Here is a 21,718-nt window from a genome sequence, read left to right as displayed (position 1 = left end):
CGGGGTCTGTGCAGTTGCGGCGGCTGGTGTGGGTACGGCGACGCGCGACGGGTAGCTCCGCAGAGTCAGAAATCGATACGCGCGTACGGGCTGCATAGGACGGCTACAAGCCATCCGACTCGCCAACGTTCGCCCTACCTCTGCAAACTCACTTGCGGCCGAAAACCCTGGGTACCGCCGAATGCACGTCGATGGTGGAGCGCCAGTCGAGTTCGGTCATGCGTCCGTGGGTGCCGTCGGGGCCGCTGTCGGCGTAGCAGTGGTCACACCGTTCGTTGCAGAACGCGGTCACCTCCAGAGAACAGGGGAAGAGAGGGCAGGGGAAGTAAGGAATCGACGGTGATCGAGGGGCGGCCGCTCCCCGCCGGAGCGGCGATTTCGGCGGGGAGCGGTGTGGCTCGGCGAGGGTCTGGCGCCAACGTGCCCTCGGAGCCGGCCGGCAGGGGAGGTAGGCCTGCCGGCGCCCGTCCGTGACTGTCCTTCACGGACGGGCGTTGAACCCCGCCGCCGCGCGGGATGAGTAATCGCGGCGCGGTGGCGGGAGCGTGTTGTCAGTCCGGCACGAACGTGCCGCATCTGCACGGGCGTTGAAGCGGCGGCTCGGTGGTCGGCTCGTCACCCGCCTCGACCGCGTTTCGTTGCGTCGTCCCCGCCACAGCGGTGAAGCCGCCGGCCGCCAACGAGCTGAGGTGCAGCCCGGCGAGCAGCATCTCCCCCGAGGTCACGCCGGCTCCGGAAACATCGGCCGACGCTGGGAGTTGCTCCCCGTGCCCGGCGCGATCTCCCTGGGGTCGCACCGTCGCAGCTGATCGGGCCTGGTCGTCCACTCGCACCCCCCGCCGAGCGGCCTCAGAAAGGCCGCCCCGCAGAGGATCTCCATGAAGACCCCCTCCTTCGGCTTGCCGTCGTCGTCTCGGTGCTTCAGGTCCCGCACCACCTCGTTGCGGACGAAGTCGGGCAGCGCGGATTTCGGGTTTTCGGGCATGGGAGTCTCCGTAGCGCTTCGCTCTCGGCGTGTCACTTGGTGTAGCCATGGTGGCGCGACAGCCTCTACGATCGGAAGGGCTTAACCCTTGACCGTTTCGTCGAGTTACAAGGCACGGTGAATCATGGAGTTCGAGGAGACTGATCAACCGTCATCTCCGGCCATCCGCTTCGGAAACGAGCTTCGCAGGTCACGGCGTGCGAGGAACCTCTCCCAGACCAAGCTCGCCAAGATCATGGGCTTCAGTCACGCCCTGGTGTCGTACGTCGAAGGAGCTAAGAAGCCCGTAACCATTAACTTCGCCACGGCAGCCGATCAAGCGCTCGATACAGGGGACAAGTTCCGGGAACTGTTCCGCCAGATCGAGCACGCCAGCCTGCTGGAGGGGTTCGAAGAGTTCGCCAGGGAGGAGGCCCGCTGCCGGAAGATACGGACGTTCGAGCTGAACGTGGTCCCGGGACTCTTCCAGACCGAGGAGTATGCAAGCGCCCTGGCGAACGCCGCAGTTCTCCGAGGCAGCATCACCAAGGAGCAGGCCGCACAACGAGTCGCCTTCCTCATGGATCGGCAGCAAATCATCCGAGCCGAACGCATCCCCGTGCTTCACGCGGTCATGGACGAGAGCTGCCTGCGCCGACCCGTCGGAGGCCCGGCCGTCATGCAGGCACAGCTTCGGCACCTTGAGAGCCTGGCCGAACTCCCGTTTCTCACACTCCAGGTAGCCCCGGTGACGCTTGGCGAGCACATCCCGTTCACGATGCCCATCGTTCTGTTGACCCTGCCGGATCGCTCCACCATCGGCTATGCGGAGTCACAGGCACGTGGCATCCTGGAACGGGACCGCAAGACGGTCGAGGCGTGGAGCCGTGACTACGATCAGCTCCAGGTGGAGTCACTTTCCAAGGTGGCTTCGCTTGCCAAGATCCGCGCTGTTCGGAAGGACTATGAATGACCGGCCCCATCCCCAACCTGGCCAGTGCCGAGTGGCGTAAGTCCGGCTACAGCAACAACGGGGGCAACTGCATCGAGGTGGCTCCTGGCTTCCCGGGTGTACTGCCCGTCCGTGACTCCAAGGACCCCGAGGGTCCTGCCCTCGTCTTCCCCGCCGACGCCTGGTCGTCGTTCGTCGCCGCCGTCCAGGCCGGCGAGTTCGGCGAGGTCTGACGCACGCACGTTGTCCGAGCCCCACCACCCACGGCGGGTGGTGGGGTTCGCGCGTTCTGGGTGGTGACAGTGTTTCAACTGCGTTCACCGGATGCTCGTGCGCGGTCTTGTGCACCGTGCGGGCGGCGACGTTGGATGTACACCATCCGCTGACCGTCGCGTTCACGTCATACCCTCACGGAGCCCCAATGCCGCTGTCGTCCCTCCGCAAGGCCGCCGCCGCCTGCGCTGCCGCCGCCGTGCTCGGCGCGCTCGCCACTGCCCCCGCCACGGCTGCCACCGGCGCCACGACCGAGTCCGCCCCGGTCACCGCGCCCGCGCTGGACGTCCTCACGTACAACACGTTCCTGATGAGCACGACCCTCTACCCCAACTGGGGCCAGCAGTACCGGGCGCAGGCGATCGCCTCGGCGGACTTCTTCCAGGGCCACGACGTGGTCGTCCTGGAGGAGGCCTTCGACAACGCGGCCTCCGACGCCCTGACCGCCAAGGCCTCGGCCGCCTACCCGTACCACACCCCGGTCGTCGGCCGCTCCACCAGCGGCTGGGACGCGACCTCCGGCAGCTACAGCGCCGCCACCCCCGAGGACGGCGGCGTGACGCTGCTCAGCAAGTGGCCGATCCTGCGCAAGGAGCAGTACGTCTACAAGGACGCCTGCGGCTCGGACTACTTCTCGAACAAGGGCTTCGTCTACGCCGTCCTGAACGTGAACGGCCAGCGCACCCACGTGGTCGGCACCCACCTGCAGTCCACCGACTCGGGCTGCTCCAGCGGCCAGCCGGCCGCCATCCGGGCCAAGCAGCTCACGGCCATGCGCGGCTTCCTGGACGCCAAGCAGATCCCGGCGAACGAGCCGATCCTGCTCGCCGGCGACCTCAACATCGACTCGCACGGCTCCGAGTACCAGGCCCTGCTGGACAACGCCAACCTGGCGCCGGCCTCCGCCCGCACGGGCTGGCCGTACTCCTTCGACACCGCCGACAACTCCGTCGCCGCCTACCGCTACCCGGGCGAGCCCAAGGAGGACCTGGACTACGTGCTCTACCGGGCCGACCACGCCCGCCCGCAGCAGTACACCAACCAGGTCCTGCGCACGCACAGCGCGCCGTGGACGGTGAGCAGTTGGGGCAAGAGCTACACCTACACCGACCTCTCCGACCACTACCCGCTCGCCGCGCACTGACCGGAGAAGCGCACTGACCGGGGAAGCACACTGACAGGAGACCAACCCGCACCGACGGGGAACTAAGCAGCCCCGAAGGGCAGTTCCAGCTCCGCCCAGACCACCTTGCCGTCCCTGGTCAGCCGGCTGCCCCAGCGCTGGGCCAGCTCGCTGACCAGGAACATGCCGCGCCCGCCCTCGTCCTGCTCGGCGAAGGGGCGCAGCTGCGGGGTCGCCCCGCCGGCGTCGGAGACCTCCAGGGTGAGCACCCGGTCGCGGAACAGCCGCAGCCGCCGCGGGGCGTCGGCGTGCAGCAAGGCGTTCGTGACCAGTTCGCTGACCAGCAGCTCGGCGTAGTCGGAGAGGGCGGTCAGGCCCCAGGCGTCCAGGGTGGCGCGGGTGAAGCGGCGGGCCTTGCCGGGCAGCCGGCCGCCGCCGGTGAGCGGGAGGGTGGCGATCCGGTCGGCGGGCAGCGGCAGGACCCGTGCCATGATCATCGCGATGTCGTCCTCGGTGCCGTCGGTGACGAGTGCGCCGAGGACGGCGTCGCAGTTCTCCTCCAGGGTGCGGCCGGGCCCGGCGAGGGTGTCGGCCAGCAGGTCGATGCCGTCGTCGAGGTCCTGGCCGCGACGCTCGACCAGGCCGTCGGTGTAGAGGGTGACCATGCCGCCCTCGGGCAGGGTGAACTCGATCGACTCGAAGGCCACCCCGCCGACGCCCAGCGGCACGCCGGGTGGCACCTCGACCCGGCGGGCGGTGCCGTCGGGGGCGACCCAGATCGGCGGCAGGTGGCCGGCCGAGGCGATCTGGACGGTGCGCTCCAGCGGGTCGTAGACGGCGCAGATGCAGGTGGCGAACTGGCCCTCGCCGATGCCCGAGGCGGTCTCGTCCAGGCGTGTGAGGACCTGCTCGGGCGGCATGTCGAGGGTGGCGAGCGTCCGGGCGACGGTGCGCAGCTGGCCCATGGTGGCGGCGGCCCGGATGCCGTGGCCCATCACGTCGCCGACCACCAGGGCGACCCGGCCGCAGGACAGCGGCACGACGTCGAACCAGTCGCCGCCGACCTCGCTGACCACGCTGCTGGGCAGGTAGCGGTAGGCGATCTCCAGGCCCAGGGTGCGGTGGATCTCCTGTGGCAGCAGGCTGCGCTGGAGGGTGAGCGCCGTCTCCCGCTCGCGCCGGTAGAGCCGGGCGTTGTCGATGGCCAGCGCGGTGCGGGCGACCAGTTCCTCGGCGAGCGCCACGTCGGCGTCGCTGAACGGCTCGGAGTTGCGCATCCGGATGAACTCGGAGCCGCCGAGCACCATGCCCCGGGCGGTGAGCGGCACCATCAGGTACGAGTGGATGCCCGCCGCGATGCCGGGCTCGACCCGGTCCTCGCTGGAGACCAGGCCGCGCAGCACCTCGGCGTCCACGTGGGCGCGCAGCAGGGGGCGTCCGCTGCGCAGGCACTGGGTGTAGCTGCGGTCGGGGGCGTACTCGGAGGTCTCGCCGACGGTGTCCACGGCGTGCGCGAGGCCCGACTCGTAGGACTCGCCGACCGCGACGGCACGCAGGGTGACCGTCCGGTCGGAGGGGATGGGGGTGGGTTCGGCGCCGCGCAGCACCGGTTCCAGCAGGTCGACGGTGGCGAAGTCGGCGAACCGGGGGACGACGGCCTCGATCAGCTCCTCGGCGGTGCGCTGGAGGTCGAGGGTGGTGCCGATCCGGGCCGTTGCCTCGGCGATGGTGGCGAGCCGTTCCTGGGCGCGGGCGGCGCGGGCCTCGGCCTGGAATCGCTCGGTGACGTCGATGATCGAGGAGCAGACGCCGAAGACCCGGCCGGTGGAGTCCTCCAGCCGGAAGTAGGAGGCTGACCAGGCGCGGTCGCGCTTGGGGTCCCCTGGCACCCGGCCGTGGGAGCGGGCGTCCACCACGGGCTTGCCGCTCCTGAGCACCTGCCGCATGGTCTGCTCGATCTCGACGCTGTTGATGCCGGGCAGCACCGCGGGTATCCGGCGGCCGAGGTGGGCCGCGACGGGGACGCCGTTCATCCGGGCGAGCGCCTCGTTGAGCCGGACGTAGCGCAGCTCGGTGTCGTAGACGGCCATGCCGATCGGCGAGCGGTCGAAGACGCCGTCCAGGACGGCGAGGTCGGCCTCGACCGCCTGGAGGGCGCGGATGTCGGAGGCGGTGGCGAGCAGCAGCAGGGTGCCGGCCGGGCCGGCGATCGGGTAGGTGCGGAACTCCAGGTCGACCTTGTGGCCGTCGCGGTGGCGGACCGGGAAGACGCCGGACCAGCCGGTGGAGCCGCCCATGATGTGGGCGAACAGGGACAGCACCTCGGGGCGGTCGGTGCCGTCGGTGAGCAGCTGGGCGGCGTAGCTGCCGACGGCCTCCTCGGCGGAGTAGCCGAGCAGCGCCTCGGCGTCCTCGCTCCAGTGCAGGATCAGGCCGTCGCCCTGGAGCAGGGCCGTCGCGAGCGGGACGAGTCGGTGGCCTTCGGGGCGTACGGGGGTGGCGCCCGGTGCGGGGCCGGCGGCGGAGGTCACGTCCCACTCGTTTCCGTGCATGATCAGGCAGCACCCCGGTTCGGCTCGTGCCCGGCCGGGGGCCTCACGGTCCGTGCCGGCCGGGATTCTTCTCCAGACTGCACGGACATCGGCCGCCCGGCGACCCCTTGGTCAGGGGTCGTCCGGCCGTTCCGGTAGTACGGGAGTCATGGGCGTACCGGCCGCAGCGTACTCTCCAGAACGCCGGTCCACTGCCGGATCACCCCGGATCGTCGGACGCTGTCGTCGGTGAGCAGGTTGGCCAGGCCCAGCCCGCGGGCGAGGTCGAGGGTGGCCTGCACGGACTCGCGCACGCCGGGGCGGGTCTCGTCGGCGTCCAGGAACTCGACGGCGGCCCGGTGGGCCTCCCGGCCGACGTGCCCCTCCAGGGCGATGATCCGCTCGCGCAGCGGCTCCTCGGTGGCGGCAGCCGTCCACAGGTGCAGGGCGGCGCGGAACAGCGGGCCGGTGTAGAGGCGCACGATCATGTCGACGACCGCCCGGGTGCGGTCGGGGCCGGCGGCCGGCAGCTCGCCCGTGTGGGCGCGGACGGCGGCCAGCCGCTCGGCGGTGACGTGCTCGACGGCCGCGGTGAACAGGTCCTCGCGGGTCGGGAAGTGGTGCTGGGCTGCGCCCCGGGACACTCCGGCGCGCTCGGCGACCACGGTGACGGTGGAGCCGTGCCAGCCGAGCTCGGCCAGGCAGTCCACGGCCGCCGCGAGCAGCCGGGCCCGGGTGGCGCGGCTGCGGTCCTGCTGGGGGGCGCGGGCGGCGGGATGGCTGGTCATGGCTGGCGGCGGTTCCTGTTCCGGTGGGGGCTCGGCGGGCCGGTCGTGCCCGACGGGCCCGTCGCTCTCGGCGGGCCCGCCGTGCTCGGCGGGTCGATCCTCACAGACGGGCGCCGGTCTTCGGCCGCCGGGGGCCCGGCCGCTCAGCGGGAGGCCTCGGGGGCGGTGGCGGAAGTAGAGACGGAGGCCGACGCACGGCGCTCGGCCTCGCGGGCCCGTAGCTCGCGCCGGAGGATCTTGCCGGCCGCGGACTTGGGGACGGCCTCGACGAACTCCACCGCGCGGACCTTCTTGTACGGGGCCACCAGCCCGGCCACGAAGCCGGTGACCTCCTCCGCGCTCAGGCCGCTGCCCGGAGCACGGACCACGAAGGCCTTGGGGCACTCGGTGCCGTCGGCGTCCGGGACGCCGATCACGGCGGCGTCGACGATCTGCGGGTGGCCGAGCAGCACGGCCTCCAGCTCGGCCGGGGCCACCTGGTAGCCCTTGTACTTGATCAGCTCCTTCACCCGGTCGACGATGTACAGGTACCCCCGGTCGTCGACGAAGCCGACGTCGCCGGTGTGCAGCCAGCCCTCGGCGTCGACCACCGCGGCGGTGTCGGAGGGGCGGCCGAAGTACCCCTTCATCACCTGCGGGCCCCGGATCAGCAGCTCGCCCGGCTCGCCGGGCCCGAGGTCCTCGCCGGCGCCGTCCAGGGCGGCGACCCGCAGCTCGGTGGACGGGATCAGCCGCCCCACCGAGCCGGGCGAGGGGTCGCGCTCCAGCGGGGAGACCACGTGGGTGACCGGGGACAGCTCGGTCATGCCGTAGCCCTGGAGCAGGTGCGGCAGGCCCAGGCGGCGGGCGCAGGCGGCGGCGAGCTCCGGATCCAGCGGGGCGGCCGCGCACAGCAGGTACTCGACGGAGGAGAGGTCGAAGCGGTCCACGACCGGGTGCCTGGCCAGGGCGAGCGCGATCGGCGGGGCCACCACCAGCGCCTGCACCCGCTGCTCCTCGATGGTGCGGCAGAACTGCTCCAGGTCGAAGCGGGGCAGCACCACCACGGTGGCGCCGCAGCGCAGCGGCTGGTTGAGCAGCGCGGTCAGGCCGTAGATGTGGAAGAAGGGCAGCACGGCGAGCACCCGTTCGCCCACGGCGGGCCGGTAGAGGGCGTCGCACTGGGCGAGGTTGGTGGCGATCGAGCGGTGGGTGAGCATCACCCCCTTGGGCAGTCCGGTGGTGCCGCTGGAGTAGGGCAGCACCGCGACGTCCCGGCCGGGGTCGATGGCGATCCCGGGGGCGGGGCCGGTGGTGGCCAGCAGGTCGGCGAGCGAGCGGTGGCCCTCGGCGCCGTCCAGGACGAGGATCTCGGCCAGTGGGCCGCCCTGCTCGGCGAGCAGGGCGGCGGCCTTGCGGGCGGTCGGCAGGAGTGGGGAGACGGTCACCAGCCAGCGGGCGCCGCTGTCGCCGAGCTGCCCGGCCAGGTCGGCGGGCGTGGCCATCGAGGACACCGTGGTCACGGTGGCGCCGGCCCGGGTGGCGCCGTAGAAGGCCGTCGGGTAGCCGAGCGTGTTGGGGCTGAACAGGGCCACCACGTCGCCCTGGCGCACCCCGGCCGCGGCCAGCCCGGCGGCCACCCGCTCGACGCCGGCGGCGAGCCGCGCGTAGCTGACGCGCTCCCCGGTGACGCCGTCGATCAGGGCCGGCCCGTCGCCGTACGCCGCCGCGCCGCCGAGTACCGCGTCATGGATCGGCAGGTCCACCGTCGGCACGTCCGGGAATTCGCTGCGGAACACCAAAGTAAGCCTCCAGGAAGGTAGTTGACGCATCGACTGGCGCGGCAAAAGGTCGACCGAGGGTACGAACAGGAGCATACGGACCATGACGTCCGCCACTGCAAAGTTCGCCGAGATGTCCCTCTGGTGACCCACCGGGGGCACGCCCGGCGGGTGCGTCCGGTGGGTGCGTCCGCTGGGTGCGGTGCGTCCGGCGCTGCGGACTAATAGGACTTCGGGAGGCCGAGGGTGTGCTGGGCGACGTAGTTGAGCACCATCTCGCGGCTGACCGGGGCGACCCGGCCGACCCGGGTGGCGGCCAGCAGCGCGCCCAGCCCGTACTCCTGGGTGAGGCCGTTGCCGCCCAGCGTCTGCACCGCCTGGTCGACGGTACGGGCGGCGGCCTCGCCGGCCGCGTACTTGGCCATGTTGGCGGCCTCCCCGGCGGCCAGGTCCTCCCCCGCGTCGTAGAGCAGCCCGGCCTTCTGGGTCATCAGCCGGGCCAGCTCGATCTCCACCGCGCACTGGGCCAGCGGGTGGGCCAGGCCCTGGTGGGCGCCGATCGGGGTGGACCAGACGGTGCGGGTCTTCGCGTACTCGACGGCCTTGCCGAGGGCCTGGCGGGCCAGGCCGAGGGAGAACGCGGCGGTCAGCACGCGCTCGGGGTTGAGGCCGGCGAACAGTTGCAGCAGGCCGGCGTCCTCGTCGCCGACCAGGGCGTCGGCGGGCAGCCGGACGTCGTCCAGGAAGACCTGGAACTGCTTCTCGGGGGCGACGAGTTCCATCGGTATCGCCCGGTACTCGAAGCCGGCGGCGTCGCGCGGGACGATGAACAGGCAGGGCTTGAGCCTGCCGGTGCGGGCGTCTTCGGTGCGGGCGACGAACAGCACGGCGTCGCAGTGGTCGATGCCGGAGACGAACACCTTGCGGCCGGTCAGCAGCCAGTCCCCGCCGTCCCGGCGGGCGACGGTGGAGATCCGGTGCGCGTTGGAACCGGCGTCCGGCTCGGTGATGCCGAAGGCCATCTTGCGGCTGCCGTCGGCGAGTCCGGGCAGCCAGCGCTGCTTCTGCTCCTCGGTGCCGAAGCGGGCGATCACGGTGCCGCAGATCGCCGGGGAGACGATGAGCAGCAGCAGGGGGCAGCCGGCCGTGCCCAACTCCTCCAGCACGATGGCCAGATCGGTGACGCCGCCGCCCCCGCCGCCGTACTCGGCGGGCAGGTTCACGCCGAGGTAGCCGGCCTTGCCGGCGTCCGCCCACAGCTCGTCGGCAGGCTCGCCGGCCCGGGCCTTGGCCATGTAGTAGGCGGAGCCGTAGCGGCGGCCGAGGTCGCCGACGGCCTGGCGCAGGGCCCGGCGTTCGGGGGTCTCGATGAGCTGACTGCCGATGGTGGACATGCGGGGTCCTTCCTCAGGCTTCTGCGGCGGGCTGGACGGCGGCTGTTGCGGCGGGCTCGGCGGCAGGTTCTGCGGCGGACCCGGCGGCGGGATCTGTGGCGGGCCCGGCCTCGGGTACTGCGGCGGGCCTGGCCTCGGGCGGTGCGGCGGGCCCGGCCTCGGGCGGTGCGGCGGGCTGCACGACGGCGAGCAGGGCGCCGAGCTCGACCTGCCGGCCGGGGACGGCGCGGAGTTCGACCAGGACGCCGTCGGCCGGGGCGGTGACGCGATGTTCCATCTTCATCGCCTCCAGGACGAGCAGCGGCTGACCGGCCGTGACGGTGTCGCCGACGGCGGCGGTGGTGCGCACGACGGTGCCGGGCATCGGGGCGAGCAGCGCGCCCGGGTCCGTCCGGGCGGCCGGGGCGGGGAAGCGCGGCAGGGCGGTGAGCGCGATGCCCCCGTTCGGGGTGTCGACGTACACCCGGTCGCCGTAGCGCGCGACGCGGTGGCCGCGCCGGACGCCGCCCTCGCGCAGCGTGACCTGCTCGGGCGAGGCGTCCAGGAGCTCCGCCTGCGGGTGGTCGTCGGCCCGCAGGCCGTCCCGGGTGAGGCGGTAGCGGACCTCCAACTCGGCTCCGTCGTCGGCGCGGTAGCGCTTGGACTGCGGCTGCGAGGGCAGGTTGCGCCAGCCCGACGGCAGTGCGCCGTGCGGGCCGGTCCGCCGGGCGGCGGCGTCGGCGAGGGCGGCGGCCAGGGCGGCGCGCGCAGTCTCCTTGCCGTCCGGGGCGGTGAGCTCGGCCGCGTGCTCGGCCAGGAAGCCGGTGTGCAGGCGTTCGGCCAGGAAGGCCGGGTGCCGCAGCGCCCGGACCAGCAACTCCCGGTTGGTGGCAGGCCCGTGGACCCTGGCGCGGGCGAGCGCGTCGGCCAGGCGGCGGGCGGCGGCGGCGCGGGTCGGCGCCCAGGCGATCACCTTGGCGAGCATCGCGTCGTAGTGCGGGGTGATCTCGTCGCCGGCCGCCACGCCGGAGTCCAGCCGGACGCCCTGCCCGCCGAACTCCTGGTACGGCACGGTGAGTTCGAGGCGGTGCAGGGTGCCGGTGGCGGGCTGCCAGTCCTTCGCCGGGTCCTCCGCGTACAGCCGGGCCTCGATCGCGCAGCCGGTGGCGGGCGGCGGGACCGGCCCGGGCAGCCGCTCCCCCTCGGCGACGGCGAGTTGGAGCGCCACCAGGTCCAGTCCGGTGACCGCCTCGGTGACCGGGTGCTCGACCTGGAGGCGGGTGTTCATCTCCAGGAAGTGGAACCGGCCGTCCTCGCCGAGCATGAACTCCGCCGTACCGGCGCCGGTGTAGCCGATCGCCCGGGCGGCGCTGACGGCCGCCGCGTGCAGCCCGGCGCGCACCGCCTCGGGCAGGCCGGGGGCCGGGGCCTCCTCGATCACCTTCTGGTGCCGCCGCTGCAGCGAGCAGTCGCGGTCGCCGACCGCCCAGACCGTGCCGTGCGCGTCGGCCAGCAGCTGGACCTCGACGTGCCGCCCGGCGGGCAGGTAGCGCTCGCAGAACACCTCGTCCGAGCCGAAGGCCTTCGCCGCCTCGGCGCGGGCGGCGGCCAGTTCGCCGGGGAGCTCCGCGAGCGTGCGCACCACCCGCATGCCGCGTCCGCCGCCGCCCGCCGCCGCCTTGACCAGGAGCGGCAGGTCGGCCTCGGTGGGGTCGGTCAGGGCGTCCAGCACGGGCACCCCGGCCGCGGCCATCAGCCGCTTGGCCGCCGTCTTGGAGCCCATCGCGGCGATCGCGGCCGGCGGCGGGCCGACCCAGACCAGCCCGGCGTCCAGCACGGCCTGCGCGAACTCGGCGCTCTCCGACAGGAATCCGTACCCGGGGTGGACGGCATCCGCGCCCGCCGCCAGCGCGGCGCGGATGATCAGGTCGGCGCGCAGGTAGGTGTCGGCGGGCGCGGCGCCGGGCAGCCGCACGGCCGCGTCGGCCTCACGGACGTGCGCGGCCCCGGCGTCCGGGTCGGAGTGGACGGCGGTGGTCGCGACGCCCAGGGCCCGGCAGGTGCGGAAGACCCGGCGGGCGATCTCGCCACGGTTGGCGACCAGCAGGTTGGTGATCATGTCTCGGGTGCCCCTCACAACTCGGCCTCACAGCTCCGTCGAACAGCTCGGTCTCGCAGCTCCGTCTCGCAGCTCGATCTCGCGGCTCGGCCTCACATCCGGAAGACGCCGTAGCCACGCGCGCCCTCGACCGGCGCGTTGTGGATCGCGGACAGGCACAGGCCGAGCACCGTACGGGTGTCGCGCGGGTCGATCACGCCGTCGTCGTACAGCCGCCCGGACAGGAAGACCGGCAGCGACTCGGCCTCGATCTGCTGCTCGACCATGGCGCGGATCGCCGCGTCCGCGTCCTCGTCGTACGGCTGCCCCTTCGCGGCGGCCGACTGCCGGGCGACGATCGACAGCACCCCGGCGAGCTGCTGCGGGCCCATCACCGCGGACTTGGCGCTCGGCCAGGCGAACAGGAAGCGCGGCTCGAACGCCCGCCCGCACATGCCGTAGTGGCCGGCGCCGTAGGACGCGCCGATCAGCACCGACAGGTGCGGCACCCGGGAGTTGGCGACGGCGTTGATCATCATCGCGCCGTGCTTGATGATGCCGCCCTGCTCGTACGCCCGGCCGACCATGTAGCCGGTGGTGTTGTGCAGGAACAGCAGCGGAATGTCCCGCTGGTTCGCCAACTGGATGAACTGGGCGGCCTTCTGGGACTCCGCACTGAACAGCACGCCCTGCGCGTTGGCCAGCACGCCGACCGGGTAGCCGTGCAGCCGGGCCCAGCCGGTGGCCAGGCTGGTGCCGTAGAGCGGCTTGAACTCGTCGAAGTCGGAGCCGTCGACGATCCGGGCGATCACCTCGCGCGGGTCGAAGGGCACCTTGAGGTCGCCCGGGACGATGCCCAGCAGCTCCTCCTCGTCGTACTTCGGCGGCTCGGCCAGCCGGTCCGGCGACGGGCCCGGCTTGCGGTGGTCCAGCCGGGCGACGATCCGGCGGGCCAGCCGCAGCGCGTCCGCCTCGTCCGCCGCGAAGTGGTCGGCCAGGCCGGAGGTGCGGGCGTGCATCTCGGCGCCGCCGAGCGACTCGTCGTCGGCCTCCTCACCGGTGGCCATCCTGACCAGCGGCGGGCCGCCGAGGAACACCTTGGCGCGCTCCCTGACCAGCACGGTGTGGTCCGACATGCCGGGCACGTAGGCGCCGCCGGCCGTCGAATTGCCGAACACCACGGCCACGGTGGGGATTCCGGCCGCGGAGAGCCGGGTGAGGTCGCGGAACAGCGCGCCGCCGGGGATGAAGATCTCCTTCTGGCTGGGCAGGTCGGCGCCGCCGGACTCGACCAGGTTCACCACCGGGAGGCGGTTGTCGAACGCGATCTCGTTGGCGCGCAAGGCCTTGCGCAGCGTCCACGGGTTGCTGGCGCCGCCGCGCACCGTCGGGTCGTTGGCGGTGATCAGGCACTCCACGCCCTCGATCACGCCGATGCCGGTGACCAGCGCCGCGCCCACCGGGTAGTCGCTGCCCCAGGCGGCCAGCGGCGACAGCTCCAGGAACGGCGAGTCCGGGTCGACCAGCAGCTCGATCCGCTCGCGCGGCAGCAGCTTGCCGCGGGCGCGGTGCCGGTCCACGTACTTGGGGCCGCCACCGGCCAGCGCCTTGGCGTGCTCGGCGTCCAGCCCGGCCAGCTTGGCGAGCATCGCGGCCCGGTACTCGGCGTGCTCGGGCCCGGCCGGGTCGACGCGGGTGGGCAGCACGGTCACAGCAGGGCCTCCGGGATGTCGAGGTGGCGGGAGCGCAGCCACTCCCCGAGCGCCTTGGCCTGCGGGTCGAAGCGGTGCTGGGCGGCGACGCCCTCGCCGAGCAGGCCGGTGAGGGTGAAGTTGACCGCGCGCAGGTTCGGGAGCAGGTGCCGGGTGACGGGCAAGTCGGCGGTCTCGGGCAGGAGTTCGCGCAGCTTGTCGACGGTGAGGGTGTGGGCGAGCCAGCGCCAGCCCGCCTCGGAGCGGGCCCAGACGCCGAGGTTGGCGTCGCCGCCCTTGTCGCCGCTGCGGGCGCCGGCCACCAGGCCGAGCGGGGCGCGGCGGGTCGGGCCGGTGGGGAGAGCGTCGGGGAGTGCGTCGGGGGGCGCGTCGGGGAGCTTCGGCTCTTCGGAGGTCTCGGCCGGCCGGCTCGTCACCGGGGCCGGCGGGACGGCGAGCCGGCGGCCGTCCGGCAGTACGGCGGTGTGCTCGACAACCTTGGCGTCGACGTACGCGGCGGCGAACACCCCGTACGGCGCGCCGGGGCCGGGCGGGGCGGTGAGGTGGAAGCCCGGGTAGCCGGCCAACCCCAACTCCACGGCAGCCTTGCCCAGTTCGCGCCCGACTTTGGCCTGGTCCGGGTCGCGGGCGGTGAGCCGAAGCAGGGCGGAGGCGGCCTCCTCGGTACCGGCGTCCGGGTGGTCGGTCCGGGCGAGCGTCCAGCGCAGCTCGGCGGGCCGGGCGGCGGGCGGCAGGGCGTCCAGGAACTGCCGCCGCACCAGGTCGGCCTTGGCCTCGATGTCGAGGCCGGTGAGGACGAACACCACCTCGTTGCGGTGGCCGCCGAGCCGGTTCAGGCCCACCTTCAGCGTGGGCGGCGGCGCCTCGCCGCGCACCCCGTCGATCCGGACCCGGTCCGGCCCCTCCTCGGCGAGCCGCACGGTGTCCAGCCGGGCGGTGACGTCCGGGCCCAGGTAGCGCGCTCCGCCCGTCTCGTACAGGAGTTGGGCGGTGACGGTGCCCGCGGTGACGGCGCCGCCGGTGCCCGGGTGCTTGGTGATCACGCTGGAGCCGTCGGCGTGCAGTTCGGCGATCGGGAAGCCCGGGCGGGTCACGTCGTGCTCGCGGAAGAACGCGTAGTTCCCGCCCGTCGCCTGGGCGCCGCACTCCAGCACGTGCCCGGCGACCACCGCCCCGGCGAGGGCGTCGAGGTCCGCCGCCGTCCAGCCGAAGTGGGCGATCGCGGGCCCGGCGACCAGCGCCGCATCCGTGACCCGCCCGGTGACCACCACCTCGGCGCCCGCGGCCAGACAGGCCGCCACCCCGAAGCCGCCGAGGTAGGCGTTCGCGGCCAACAGCCCTTCAGGCAAGCCGAGTTCGCTCCTGCGCGGCAACAGGTCGTCCCCCTCGACGTGGGCGACGGCCACCGCAAGACCCTGGCGCTGCGCCAGGTTCCGCAGTTCGGCGGCGAGCCGGGCCGGGTTCAACCCGCCCGCGTTCACCACGATCCTCACCCCGCGCTCCTGCGCCAGGCCGAGGCACTCCTCCATCTGCCGCAGGAACGTCCGGGCGTAGCCGAGGGACGGGTCCTTCAGGCGGTCCCGGGCCAGGATGAGCATGGTCAGCTCCGCCAGGTAGTCCCCGGTGAGCACGTCCAGCGGCCCGCCGGTGAGCATCTCCCGCACCGCCGCGAAGCGGTCCCCGTAGAACCCCGAGGCGTTGCCGACCCGCAGTACCGAGCGTTCGCGTGCCAAAGCGCCTCCCCTGCCGACGGGTTGGCGACGCTCCCACACGAGCGCCGCCGGGCAGCAGCGTGGCACCGGGCGCAGAAAAAAGCAATCACGCCTGCTTGTTTCAGAATGGCTCCGCCGTTCGCGTTGAACCACGCACCCCTGAGCCTCACTGATTCGGCGACAGTTGCCCTGCCTTGCCTGGCCTGATTCTCCGAAACCCGACTGACACCGGCCCGTCCGTGCGACAGGATGTCCGTCCGTCGTACTGGCGAGTGAAAGGCAGTCCGCATGCCGCAGCCTGCACCGCGACCGACTCCCGAATCGACCGACCTGCTCACCGCGGAACTGGTGGTGGACATGGCCTCCCCCGTGGCCCCGGCCATCTCGTCCGACGGCCGCCTGGTCGCCTACGGCGTGGTCGCGAACAGTGGCAGGGACGGACGGCCGCACAGCTCGGTCTGGGTCGCCGCCGCCGATGGCAGCGCGGCCCCGCGCAGGCTGACCGACGGCACGGCCCGCGACGCCGCCCCGAAGTGGGCGCCGGACTCGGCTTTCCTGTTCTTCACCTCCGACCGCGAGGAACGGGGCACCGCTCAACTCCAGCGGATCCTTCTGGACGGCAGCGAGGACAGCGCCGAGGCGGAGCCCCTGACCAGGTGGCGCGGGGGCATCGGCGACCACTACCCGCTCGCCGACGGCCGCATCGTCGCGCTGCTCGCCGAGGACGAGCCCACTCCGGAGGACGAACACCGGGAGGCCGAGGGTGACGACGCGAAGGTCTGGGGCCGGCACCTCCCCGCCACCCGGCTGCGCCTGCTCGACCTGGCGACCGGCGCGGTCCGCACCGTGGACGGCCTCGGAGACCGCCATGTCGTGGAGGTGGCCCAGCGTCCGGACGGCGGCCCGCTGGCCGTGCTGAGCTGGGCCACCCCCGAGCTCGACCCCGGCGTCACGACGGCAGGACTGCACTTGGTCGCCCCGGAGACGGGAGCCGTCCAGGACCTGGGCCCGGTCGGATTCGAGGCACAGTCCCCGGTCTGGTGGCATCACGACGGTGAATGGCATCTGGCCCACCTGGCGGTGACGCCCGGGCACTTGGTCGGCGCGCTCGCCGTGATCGACACCGTGCCGCCGGCGACCGGCCCGACCGTCGAACAGCGCAATCTCACGGCCGGCATGTCCGTCTGCCCCACCGAGCTGGTGCAGGTCGCCGACGGGCCGCCGCTGGCGCTGTTCGCCGACGGGCTGGACACCGCGCTGTACCGGCTCGATCCGCAGTCGCTGCGGTTCCGCCGACTGTCCTGCGCGCCCGGCATGCTCGCCGGGCTCGCCGGGCTCGCCGGGCTCACTGCGAGCCACTCCGGACAGACCCTCGCCGTGCTGATGAGCACCGCGCACGAGCCCAGGAACGTCCACGCGGGACCCACGGGCGGGCCACTGCTCCGGCTCAGCGACACCAGTCCCGAACTGCGCGGGATCCGCTGGGGTATCCAGGAACGGCTCGGCTACCAGGCTTCCGACGGACTCCAGTTGGACGGCCTGATGATCCTGCCGGCCGGCCGGACTCGGGACCAGGGTCCGTTCCCGCTCGTCACCATGGTCCACGGCGGCCCTTACTTCCGCCATGCCGACGAGTTCACGCTCAGTGCGGTCGACTGCGGCCAGTGGCTGGCGACCGCCGGATACGCGGTCTTCCTGCCCAATCCCCGGGGCGGGTCGGGCCACGGCCAGGAATTCGCCGCCGTGGTGGCGGGCGCGGTGGGCGGCGACGAGTGGACCGACGTCCTCGCCGGGATCGACCTGCTGGTCGCCGAGGGAGTCGCCGATCCCGAACGCCTGGGCATCTCCGGCTGGAGCCACGGCGGTTTCATGGCGGCCTGGGCCATCGGCCGGACCGAGCGCTTCAAGGCCGCCATGGTGGGCGCCGGCATCGCCGACTGGGGCATGCAGGCCGGAACCGGCGAGTGGGGAGTCATGGACGCGGCGCTCGGCGGCAGCACCGGCTGGAACGGGCCGGGACCGCACCTCCACGACCGGAACAGCCCGATCTCCTACGCGTCCCGGATCCGCACCCCGGTCCTGATCCTGCACGGCGAGCAGGACACCAACGTCCCACTCGGCCAGGCCGTCCACTTCCATCGCGCACTGCGCCACTTCGGCGTCGAGCACGAGTTCGTCGTCTACCCCCGAGAGGGCCACGGGCTGCACGAGCGCGCCCATCAACTCGACGCCCTCCGGCGCATCCGCACCTGGTACGACCGCTGGCTGTAGGCCCGTCAGCACGGGGACGAACGCCAGCGGTCGGCACCTGCGGTCGGCGACGAGACGGACTTCGCTCTGGCTGCCGGAAGCGGTTGTGCACGGTCGACCAGGCACCGAACTCACACGGCATCTCCCGCCACTGCCCCCACGCCCCTCGGGGGACCGTCTCCCAGGTGGCTCGTACTGCGAGCCGCTTGTGCGGGGCCCGGTCAGCGGCGGGCCAACACCGCGACCTCCCAGCCGAAGCCCACCACCAACCGGCCATCCGGCACCACGGCCACCGCCCAGACCCGCAGTGGGAACACCAACTCCGGCCCGACCTGGTCGCCGGTGGTCAGGTCCCAGACCCGCACCGTACAGTCGTCGCCGCCGGTGACCGCCAGGGGGCGGCCCTCGACCACCGCCGTCGCCACCGCGTTCACCTCACCGGTGTGGCCGGTGAAGGGTTGGCCGATCCGCTGGACGGTGGTCAGGTCCCAGACCCGCACCGTACAGTCGTCGCCGCCGGTGACCGCCACGGGGCGGCCGTCGACCACCGTCGTCGCCACCGCCAGCACGCAGTCGGTGTGGCCGGTCAGGGGCTCGCCGATCTGCTCGCGCGTGGTCAGGTCCCAGACCAGTACCGTGCCGTCGTCGCCGCCGGTGATCGCCAGGGGGCGGCCCTCGACCACCGCCGTCGCCACCGCGTTCACCTCGCCGGTGTGGCCCGTCAGGGGCTCACCGACCTGCTGACCCGAAGGCAGGTCCCAGACCCGTACGTCATCGAAGCCGCCGGTGATCGCTACAGGGCGGCCGTCGACCACCCCCGTCGCCACCGCGTTCACCCCCTCCTCGTGGCCGGTGGGCGGCTCGCTGATCTGCTCGCGCGTGGTCAGGTCCCATACCCGCAGGGTTTCATCGTGGCTGCCGGTGACCGCCACGGGGCGGCCGTCGACCACCGCCGTCGCCACCGCCCACACCCAGCCGTCCCGGTCGGTGAGGTGACGGCCGATATGGCGACCAGCGGTCAGCTCCCAGACCCGCACGGTCTGGTCAGAACTGCCGGTGACCGCGACGGGGCGGCCCTCGACCACCGCCGTCGCCACCGTGCCCACCTCGCCGGTGTGGCCGGTGAGCGGCTCACCCACCTGGCCGCCCGAGGTCAGGTCCCACACCCGCACCATCCCGTCCTGACTGCCGGCGATCACGTGGGGACGGCCGTCCAGCACCGCCGTCGCCATCGCCCGTACCTTGTCGGTATGGCCGCGCACCGGCTCGCCGAGCGGCTTGCCCGTGGCCAGATCCCACACCTGGAGCGTCCAGTCCTCGCCTCCGCTGACGATGCAGGGACGGCCTTCGATCGTGGTCGTGACCACCGACAACACCCATCCGTCGTGACCGGTGAGAGGTCGGCCGAGCTGCCGGCCGGTGGCCAGGTCCCACACCCGCACGGTCTCGTCGTGGCCACCGGTGACCGCCACGGGACGGCCGTCGAGCACCCCCGTCGCCACCGCTCGTACCGCCTCCTCGTGGCCGGTGAGCGGCTCGCCGATCTGCTCGCGGGTGGTCAGGTCCCACACTCGCGCGGTCCCGTCGTGGCTGCCGGTGACCGCGACGGGACGGCCGTCGAGCACCGCCGTCGCCACCGAGTACACAGCAGAGGTGTGGCCGGTGAGCGGCTCGCCGATCTGCTCGCGCGTGGTCAGGTCCCACACCCGCACGTCGCCGCTGCCGGTGACCGCGACGGGACGGCCGTCGAGCACCGCCGTCGCCACAGCCAACACCCCGGCTGTGTGGCCGGTGAGGGGTTGGCCGATCTGCTCGCGCGTGGTCAGGTCCCACACCCGCACGGTCCGGTCACCACTGCCGGTGAGCGCCACGGGGCGGCCGTCGAGCACCGCCGTCGCCACCGCGCACACCTCGCCGGTGTGGGCGGTGAGGGGTTTGCCGATCTGCTGGCCGGTGGTCAGGTCCCATACCCGCACGGTCCGCTCGGAACTGCCGGTGACCGCCGAGGAACTCCCAGTGACCGCCAAGGAACTGCCGGTGACCGCCACGGGGCGGCCGTCGACCACGGCCGTCGCGACCGCCAGCAACGCATCGGTAGTGTGGACGGTCGGAATACGACGCCGGGACCGGTCGAGCTGGCCGCCGGTGGCCCACTCGACGCCCCACGGTGCGGCGGGTTCGCCCTCCACCGGTACCGCGGTGATCCGTGCCGACAGCTCCCGGTCCCCGTAACGGGCCGCGTCCAGCGCCAGCAGCTGTCGGCGTACCCCCGCAGTGACGTCACGATGCAGGTCTGTCGAGGCCCGGTACACCGACGCGGCCAACCGCGCCGCCGGACCCGACGCCGCGTCCAGCAACGCCAGTACCGATCCCGGGTCCGCGTTCACCAGGAACCCCGGATCGACCAACCGCTCAACGGCCACGGCGGATTCAGCACGCGGGCAGATGCCCCGCAGATCATCGGACATGACCGGCACACTAGCCGTACCCAGCAACACGGCACCGCAGAAGGTGCGACCGCCAGACCCCGCCTACAGATGGGCAGGGCGACGCCCCCGGCGGGCGTCGCCCTGCCGGGCACCTCGGGGATCAGCGGTGCTTGAACTCCTCGATGGCCTCCCGGACGGTCTCCTTCATCTCCTCGCTGCCGATGTGCCCCGAGTCCTCGGAGATGTGCAGCCGCGCGCCCGGCCACGCCTTCGCCAGCTCCCACGCCGTCTGCACCGGGCCGCCCATGTCGTGCCGGCCGTGCACCAGCACCGCCGGGATCCCGGCCAGTTTGTGGGCGTTGCGCAGCAGTTGGTCCTCCTCCAGCCATGCGCCGTTGCTGAAGAAGTGGGCGCAGATCCGGACGAACGCGATCTGCGCGTCGACCTCCCGGGCGCTGTACATGCCGGGCGAGCCGTTGGGCTCGTTCGAGATGACCGCGTCCTCCCAGGCGAGCCAGTCGGCGGCGGCCTTCTCCCGGACCGCCCGGTCGGGGTTCTCCATCAGCCGCGCGTAGGCGGCGAGCAGGTCGCCGTCCCGCTCGTCCTCGGGCACGCCCTCGCGGAACCGGTCCCACGCCTCGGGGTAGAAGGACCCGGCACCCCGGTAGAGCCAGTCGGTCTCGGCCCGGCGGGTCGTCGTCACCGCCTGGATGATGATCTCGCTGACCCGCTCGGGGTGCTGCTGCGCGTAGGCCAGCAGGAGGGTCGAACCCCAGGAGGCGCCGTTCAGCAACCACCGCTCGATGCCGAGGTGTTCGCGCAGCCGCTCCATGTCGTCGATCAGGTGCTGCGTGGTGTTCAGGCTCATGTCCGCCGCCGGGTCGCTGGCGTGCGGAGTGCTGCGTCCGCAGTTGCGCTGGTCGTAGCGGATCACGCGGTAGCAGTCCGGGTCCCACGCCCGGGTGGGCCGGTCCGGCGTCCCCGCCCCGGGGCCGCCGTGGACGTACAGGACGGGCTTGCCCTCGGGGTTGCCGAGCTGCTCGTAGTAGACCCGGTTGCCGTCTCCGGTGTCGAGGAAACCGTGGCCGTAGGGACTCGTCGGAGGATAGAGATCAACCATGACCGTCGATCCTAGGGCGCGGGCGCGCTCGGGGCCCGCGCTTTTCCGCCCAACCTGCTTCGTGGGAACGGACGTTCGGCTGACCTCGGGGCGTTTCAGTCCAGTGGGAGGGCCATCTCCAGGATGCGGGCCTGCGGGTCGAGCCCGTACGGGGTCTCTCCGCCGGTGTAGGTGAAGCCCCGGCGCAGGTAGAAGGCGGCGGCGCGGGCGTTCGCCTCGTGCACGCCGAGCAGCATCCGCTTGGCGCCGCCCTCGGTGCGGGCCCAGTCGGTGGCGGCGTCCAACAGGGCGTCCGTCACGCCGCGTTCGCGGCCGCGGTGTTGCGGGGCCACCCAGACGCCGATCAGGACGGCGGTCGCGGCCTGGTCCCGGTCGGGGACGGACAGCATCGTGCCGACCCATTCGCCGTCCGGGTCGACGGCCGCCAGGCCGACACTGCCCGGCTCGTTCACCCGGGCCGCCCGGGCCCGCCAGTCGGCCTCGCCCAGGGCCTGCGCGGCCTCGTGGGTCTCGCCGAACGCCATCGGGAAGTCGAGGAGTTGGGCCAGCCGCACCTTCCGCAGGCGCTGCCAGTCCTCGGCTCCCATCCGCTCGATCCGGTACCGCATGTTCTCCGACCCCCACTGCCGCAGC

17 protein-coding genes are annotated in these 21,718 nt (G+C 72.9%); 4 read left to right on the top strand and 13 right to left on the bottom strand.

Going from position 1 to position 21,718, the window contains the following annotated elements; all coding sequences use genetic code 11:
* Positions 1–148: 148 nt before the first annotated feature.
* From ACFWPI_RS21620 to ACFWPI_RS21610, 3 genes are all read right to left on the bottom strand, one after another.
* Entirely contained in the window at positions 149–292 is a 144-nt protein-coding gene (locus ACFWPI_RS21620; protein WP_380372013.1) for a hypothetical protein, read from the bottom strand.
* Positions 293–551: 259 nt separating this feature from the next.
* The gene (locus tag ACFWPI_RS21615; RefSeq protein ID WP_380372011.1) at positions 552–725 is read right to left on the bottom strand and encodes a hypothetical protein; all 174 of its coding nucleotides are present in this window, start codon (positions 723–725) and stop codon (positions 552–554) included.
* Positions 722–985: a hypothetical protein gene (locus tag ACFWPI_RS21610; RefSeq protein WP_063346205.1), complete on the bottom strand. Its 264-nt coding sequence runs from the start codon at positions 983–985 to the stop codon at positions 722–724. The genes ACFWPI_RS21615 and ACFWPI_RS21610 overlap by 4 nt, the downstream gene beginning before the upstream one ends.
* 124 nt (positions 986–1,109) lie before the next feature.
* On the opposite strand from ACFWPI_RS21610, the gene ACFWPI_RS21605 reads away from it, so the two are divergent.
* The 3 genes from ACFWPI_RS21605 to sph all read left to right on the top strand — a co-directional run bounded on the left by ACFWPI_RS21605 (position 1,110) and on the right by sph (position 3,333).
* The gene (locus tag ACFWPI_RS21605) at positions 1,110–1,937 is read left to right on the top strand and encodes a helix-turn-helix domain-containing protein (protein WP_380372008.1); all 828 of its coding nucleotides are present in this window, start codon (positions 1,110–1,112) and stop codon (positions 1,935–1,937) included.
* Positions 1,934–2,149 carry a DUF397 domain-containing protein gene (locus ACFWPI_RS21600; protein ID WP_380372005.1) on the top strand — a complete coding sequence of 72 codons (216 nt, stop codon included), beginning with the start codon at positions 1,934–1,936 and terminating at the stop codon, positions 2,147–2,149. The genes ACFWPI_RS21605 and ACFWPI_RS21600 overlap by 4 nt, the downstream gene beginning before the upstream one ends.
* 188 nt (positions 2,150–2,337) lie before the next feature.
* The gene (sph, locus tag ACFWPI_RS21595; RefSeq protein ID WP_380372003.1) at positions 2,338–3,333 is read left to right on the top strand and encodes a sphingomyelin phosphodiesterase; all 996 of its coding nucleotides are present in this window, start codon (positions 2,338–2,340) and stop codon (positions 3,331–3,333) included.
* A 62-nt stretch (positions 3,334–3,395) separates the two neighbouring features.
* Here sph and ACFWPI_RS21590 read toward each other — a convergent pair whose 3' ends face one another.
* From ACFWPI_RS21590 to ACFWPI_RS21560, 7 genes are all read right to left on the bottom strand, one after another.
* A complete protein-coding gene (locus tag ACFWPI_RS21590; protein ID WP_380372000.1) occupies positions 3,396–5,864 on the bottom strand; it encodes a SpoIIE family protein phosphatase in 2,469 nt (822 codons plus the stop codon).
* A 146-nt stretch (positions 5,865–6,010) separates the two neighbouring features.
* The gene (locus ACFWPI_RS21585; protein ID WP_363373469.1) at positions 6,011–6,631 is read right to left on the bottom strand and encodes a TetR/AcrR family transcriptional regulator; all 621 of its coding nucleotides are present in this window, start codon (positions 6,629–6,631) and stop codon (positions 6,011–6,013) included.
* A gap of 143 nt (positions 6,632–6,774) precedes the next feature.
* Complete coding sequence (locus ACFWPI_RS21580) at positions 6,775–8,412, bottom strand: AMP-binding protein (RefSeq protein ID WP_380371997.1); 1,638 nt, start codon at positions 8,410–8,412, stop codon at positions 6,775–6,777.
* Between the two features lie 200 nt (positions 8,413–8,612).
* Entirely contained in the window at positions 8,613–9,785 is a 1,173-nt protein-coding gene (locus ACFWPI_RS21575; RefSeq protein ID WP_380371994.1) for an acyl-CoA dehydrogenase family protein, read from the bottom strand.
* Between the two features lie 13 nt (positions 9,786–9,798).
* Positions 9,799–11,883, bottom strand: a complete 2,085-nt coding sequence (locus tag ACFWPI_RS21570) for an acetyl/propionyl/methylcrotonyl-CoA carboxylase subunit alpha (protein WP_380371991.1) — start codon at positions 11,881–11,883, stop codon at positions 9,799–9,801.
* A 92-nt stretch (positions 11,884–11,975) separates the two neighbouring features.
* The gene (locus ACFWPI_RS21565; protein ID WP_380371988.1) at positions 11,976–13,574 is read right to left on the bottom strand and encodes an acyl-CoA carboxylase subunit beta; all 1,599 of its coding nucleotides are present in this window, start codon (positions 13,572–13,574) and stop codon (positions 11,976–11,978) included.
* Positions 13,571–15,307 (bottom strand): acyclic terpene utilization AtuA family protein, encoded by a 1,737-nt coding sequence (locus tag ACFWPI_RS21560; RefSeq protein WP_380371986.1) that lies wholly within the window; start codon positions 15,305–15,307, stop codon positions 13,571–13,573. Before ACFWPI_RS21560 ends, ACFWPI_RS21565 begins: the two co-directional genes overlap by 4 nt.
* A 267-nt stretch (positions 15,308–15,574) precedes the next feature.
* Between ACFWPI_RS21560 and ACFWPI_RS21555 the strand changes: the two genes are divergently transcribed.
* Positions 15,575–17,557: a S9 family peptidase gene (locus tag ACFWPI_RS21555; protein ID WP_380371983.1), complete on the top strand. Its 1,983-nt coding sequence runs from the start codon at positions 15,575–15,577 to the stop codon at positions 17,555–17,557.
* A gap of 200 nt (positions 17,558–17,757) precedes the next feature.
* Here ACFWPI_RS21555 and ACFWPI_RS21550 read toward each other — a convergent pair whose 3' ends face one another.
* From ACFWPI_RS21550 to ACFWPI_RS21540, 3 genes are all read right to left on the bottom strand, one after another.
* Positions 17,758–20,004: a WD40 repeat domain-containing protein gene (locus ACFWPI_RS21550; RefSeq protein WP_380371980.1), complete on the bottom strand. Its 2,247-nt coding sequence runs from the start codon at positions 20,002–20,004 to the stop codon at positions 17,758–17,760.
* Between the two features lie 121 nt (positions 20,005–20,125).
* Positions 20,126–21,085, bottom strand: a complete 960-nt coding sequence (pip, locus tag ACFWPI_RS21545; protein ID WP_380371977.1) for a prolyl aminopeptidase — start codon at positions 21,083–21,085, stop codon at positions 20,126–20,128.
* A gap of 95 nt (positions 21,086–21,180) precedes the next feature.
* Positions 21,181–21,693, bottom strand: a complete 513-nt coding sequence (locus ACFWPI_RS21540; protein WP_380344031.1) for a GNAT family N-acetyltransferase — start codon at positions 21,691–21,693, stop codon at positions 21,181–21,183.
* Between the last annotated feature and the right edge of the window lie 25 nt (positions 21,694–21,718).

The organism is Kitasatospora sp. NPDC058492, assembly GCF_042720685.1.
Classification (GTDB): Bacteria; Actinomycetota; Actinomycetes; order Streptomycetales; family Streptomycetaceae; genus Kitasatospora.
The sequence above is the reverse complement of the archived record's forward strand: the minus strand, read 5'-3'. Positions and strand labels throughout refer to the sequence as shown.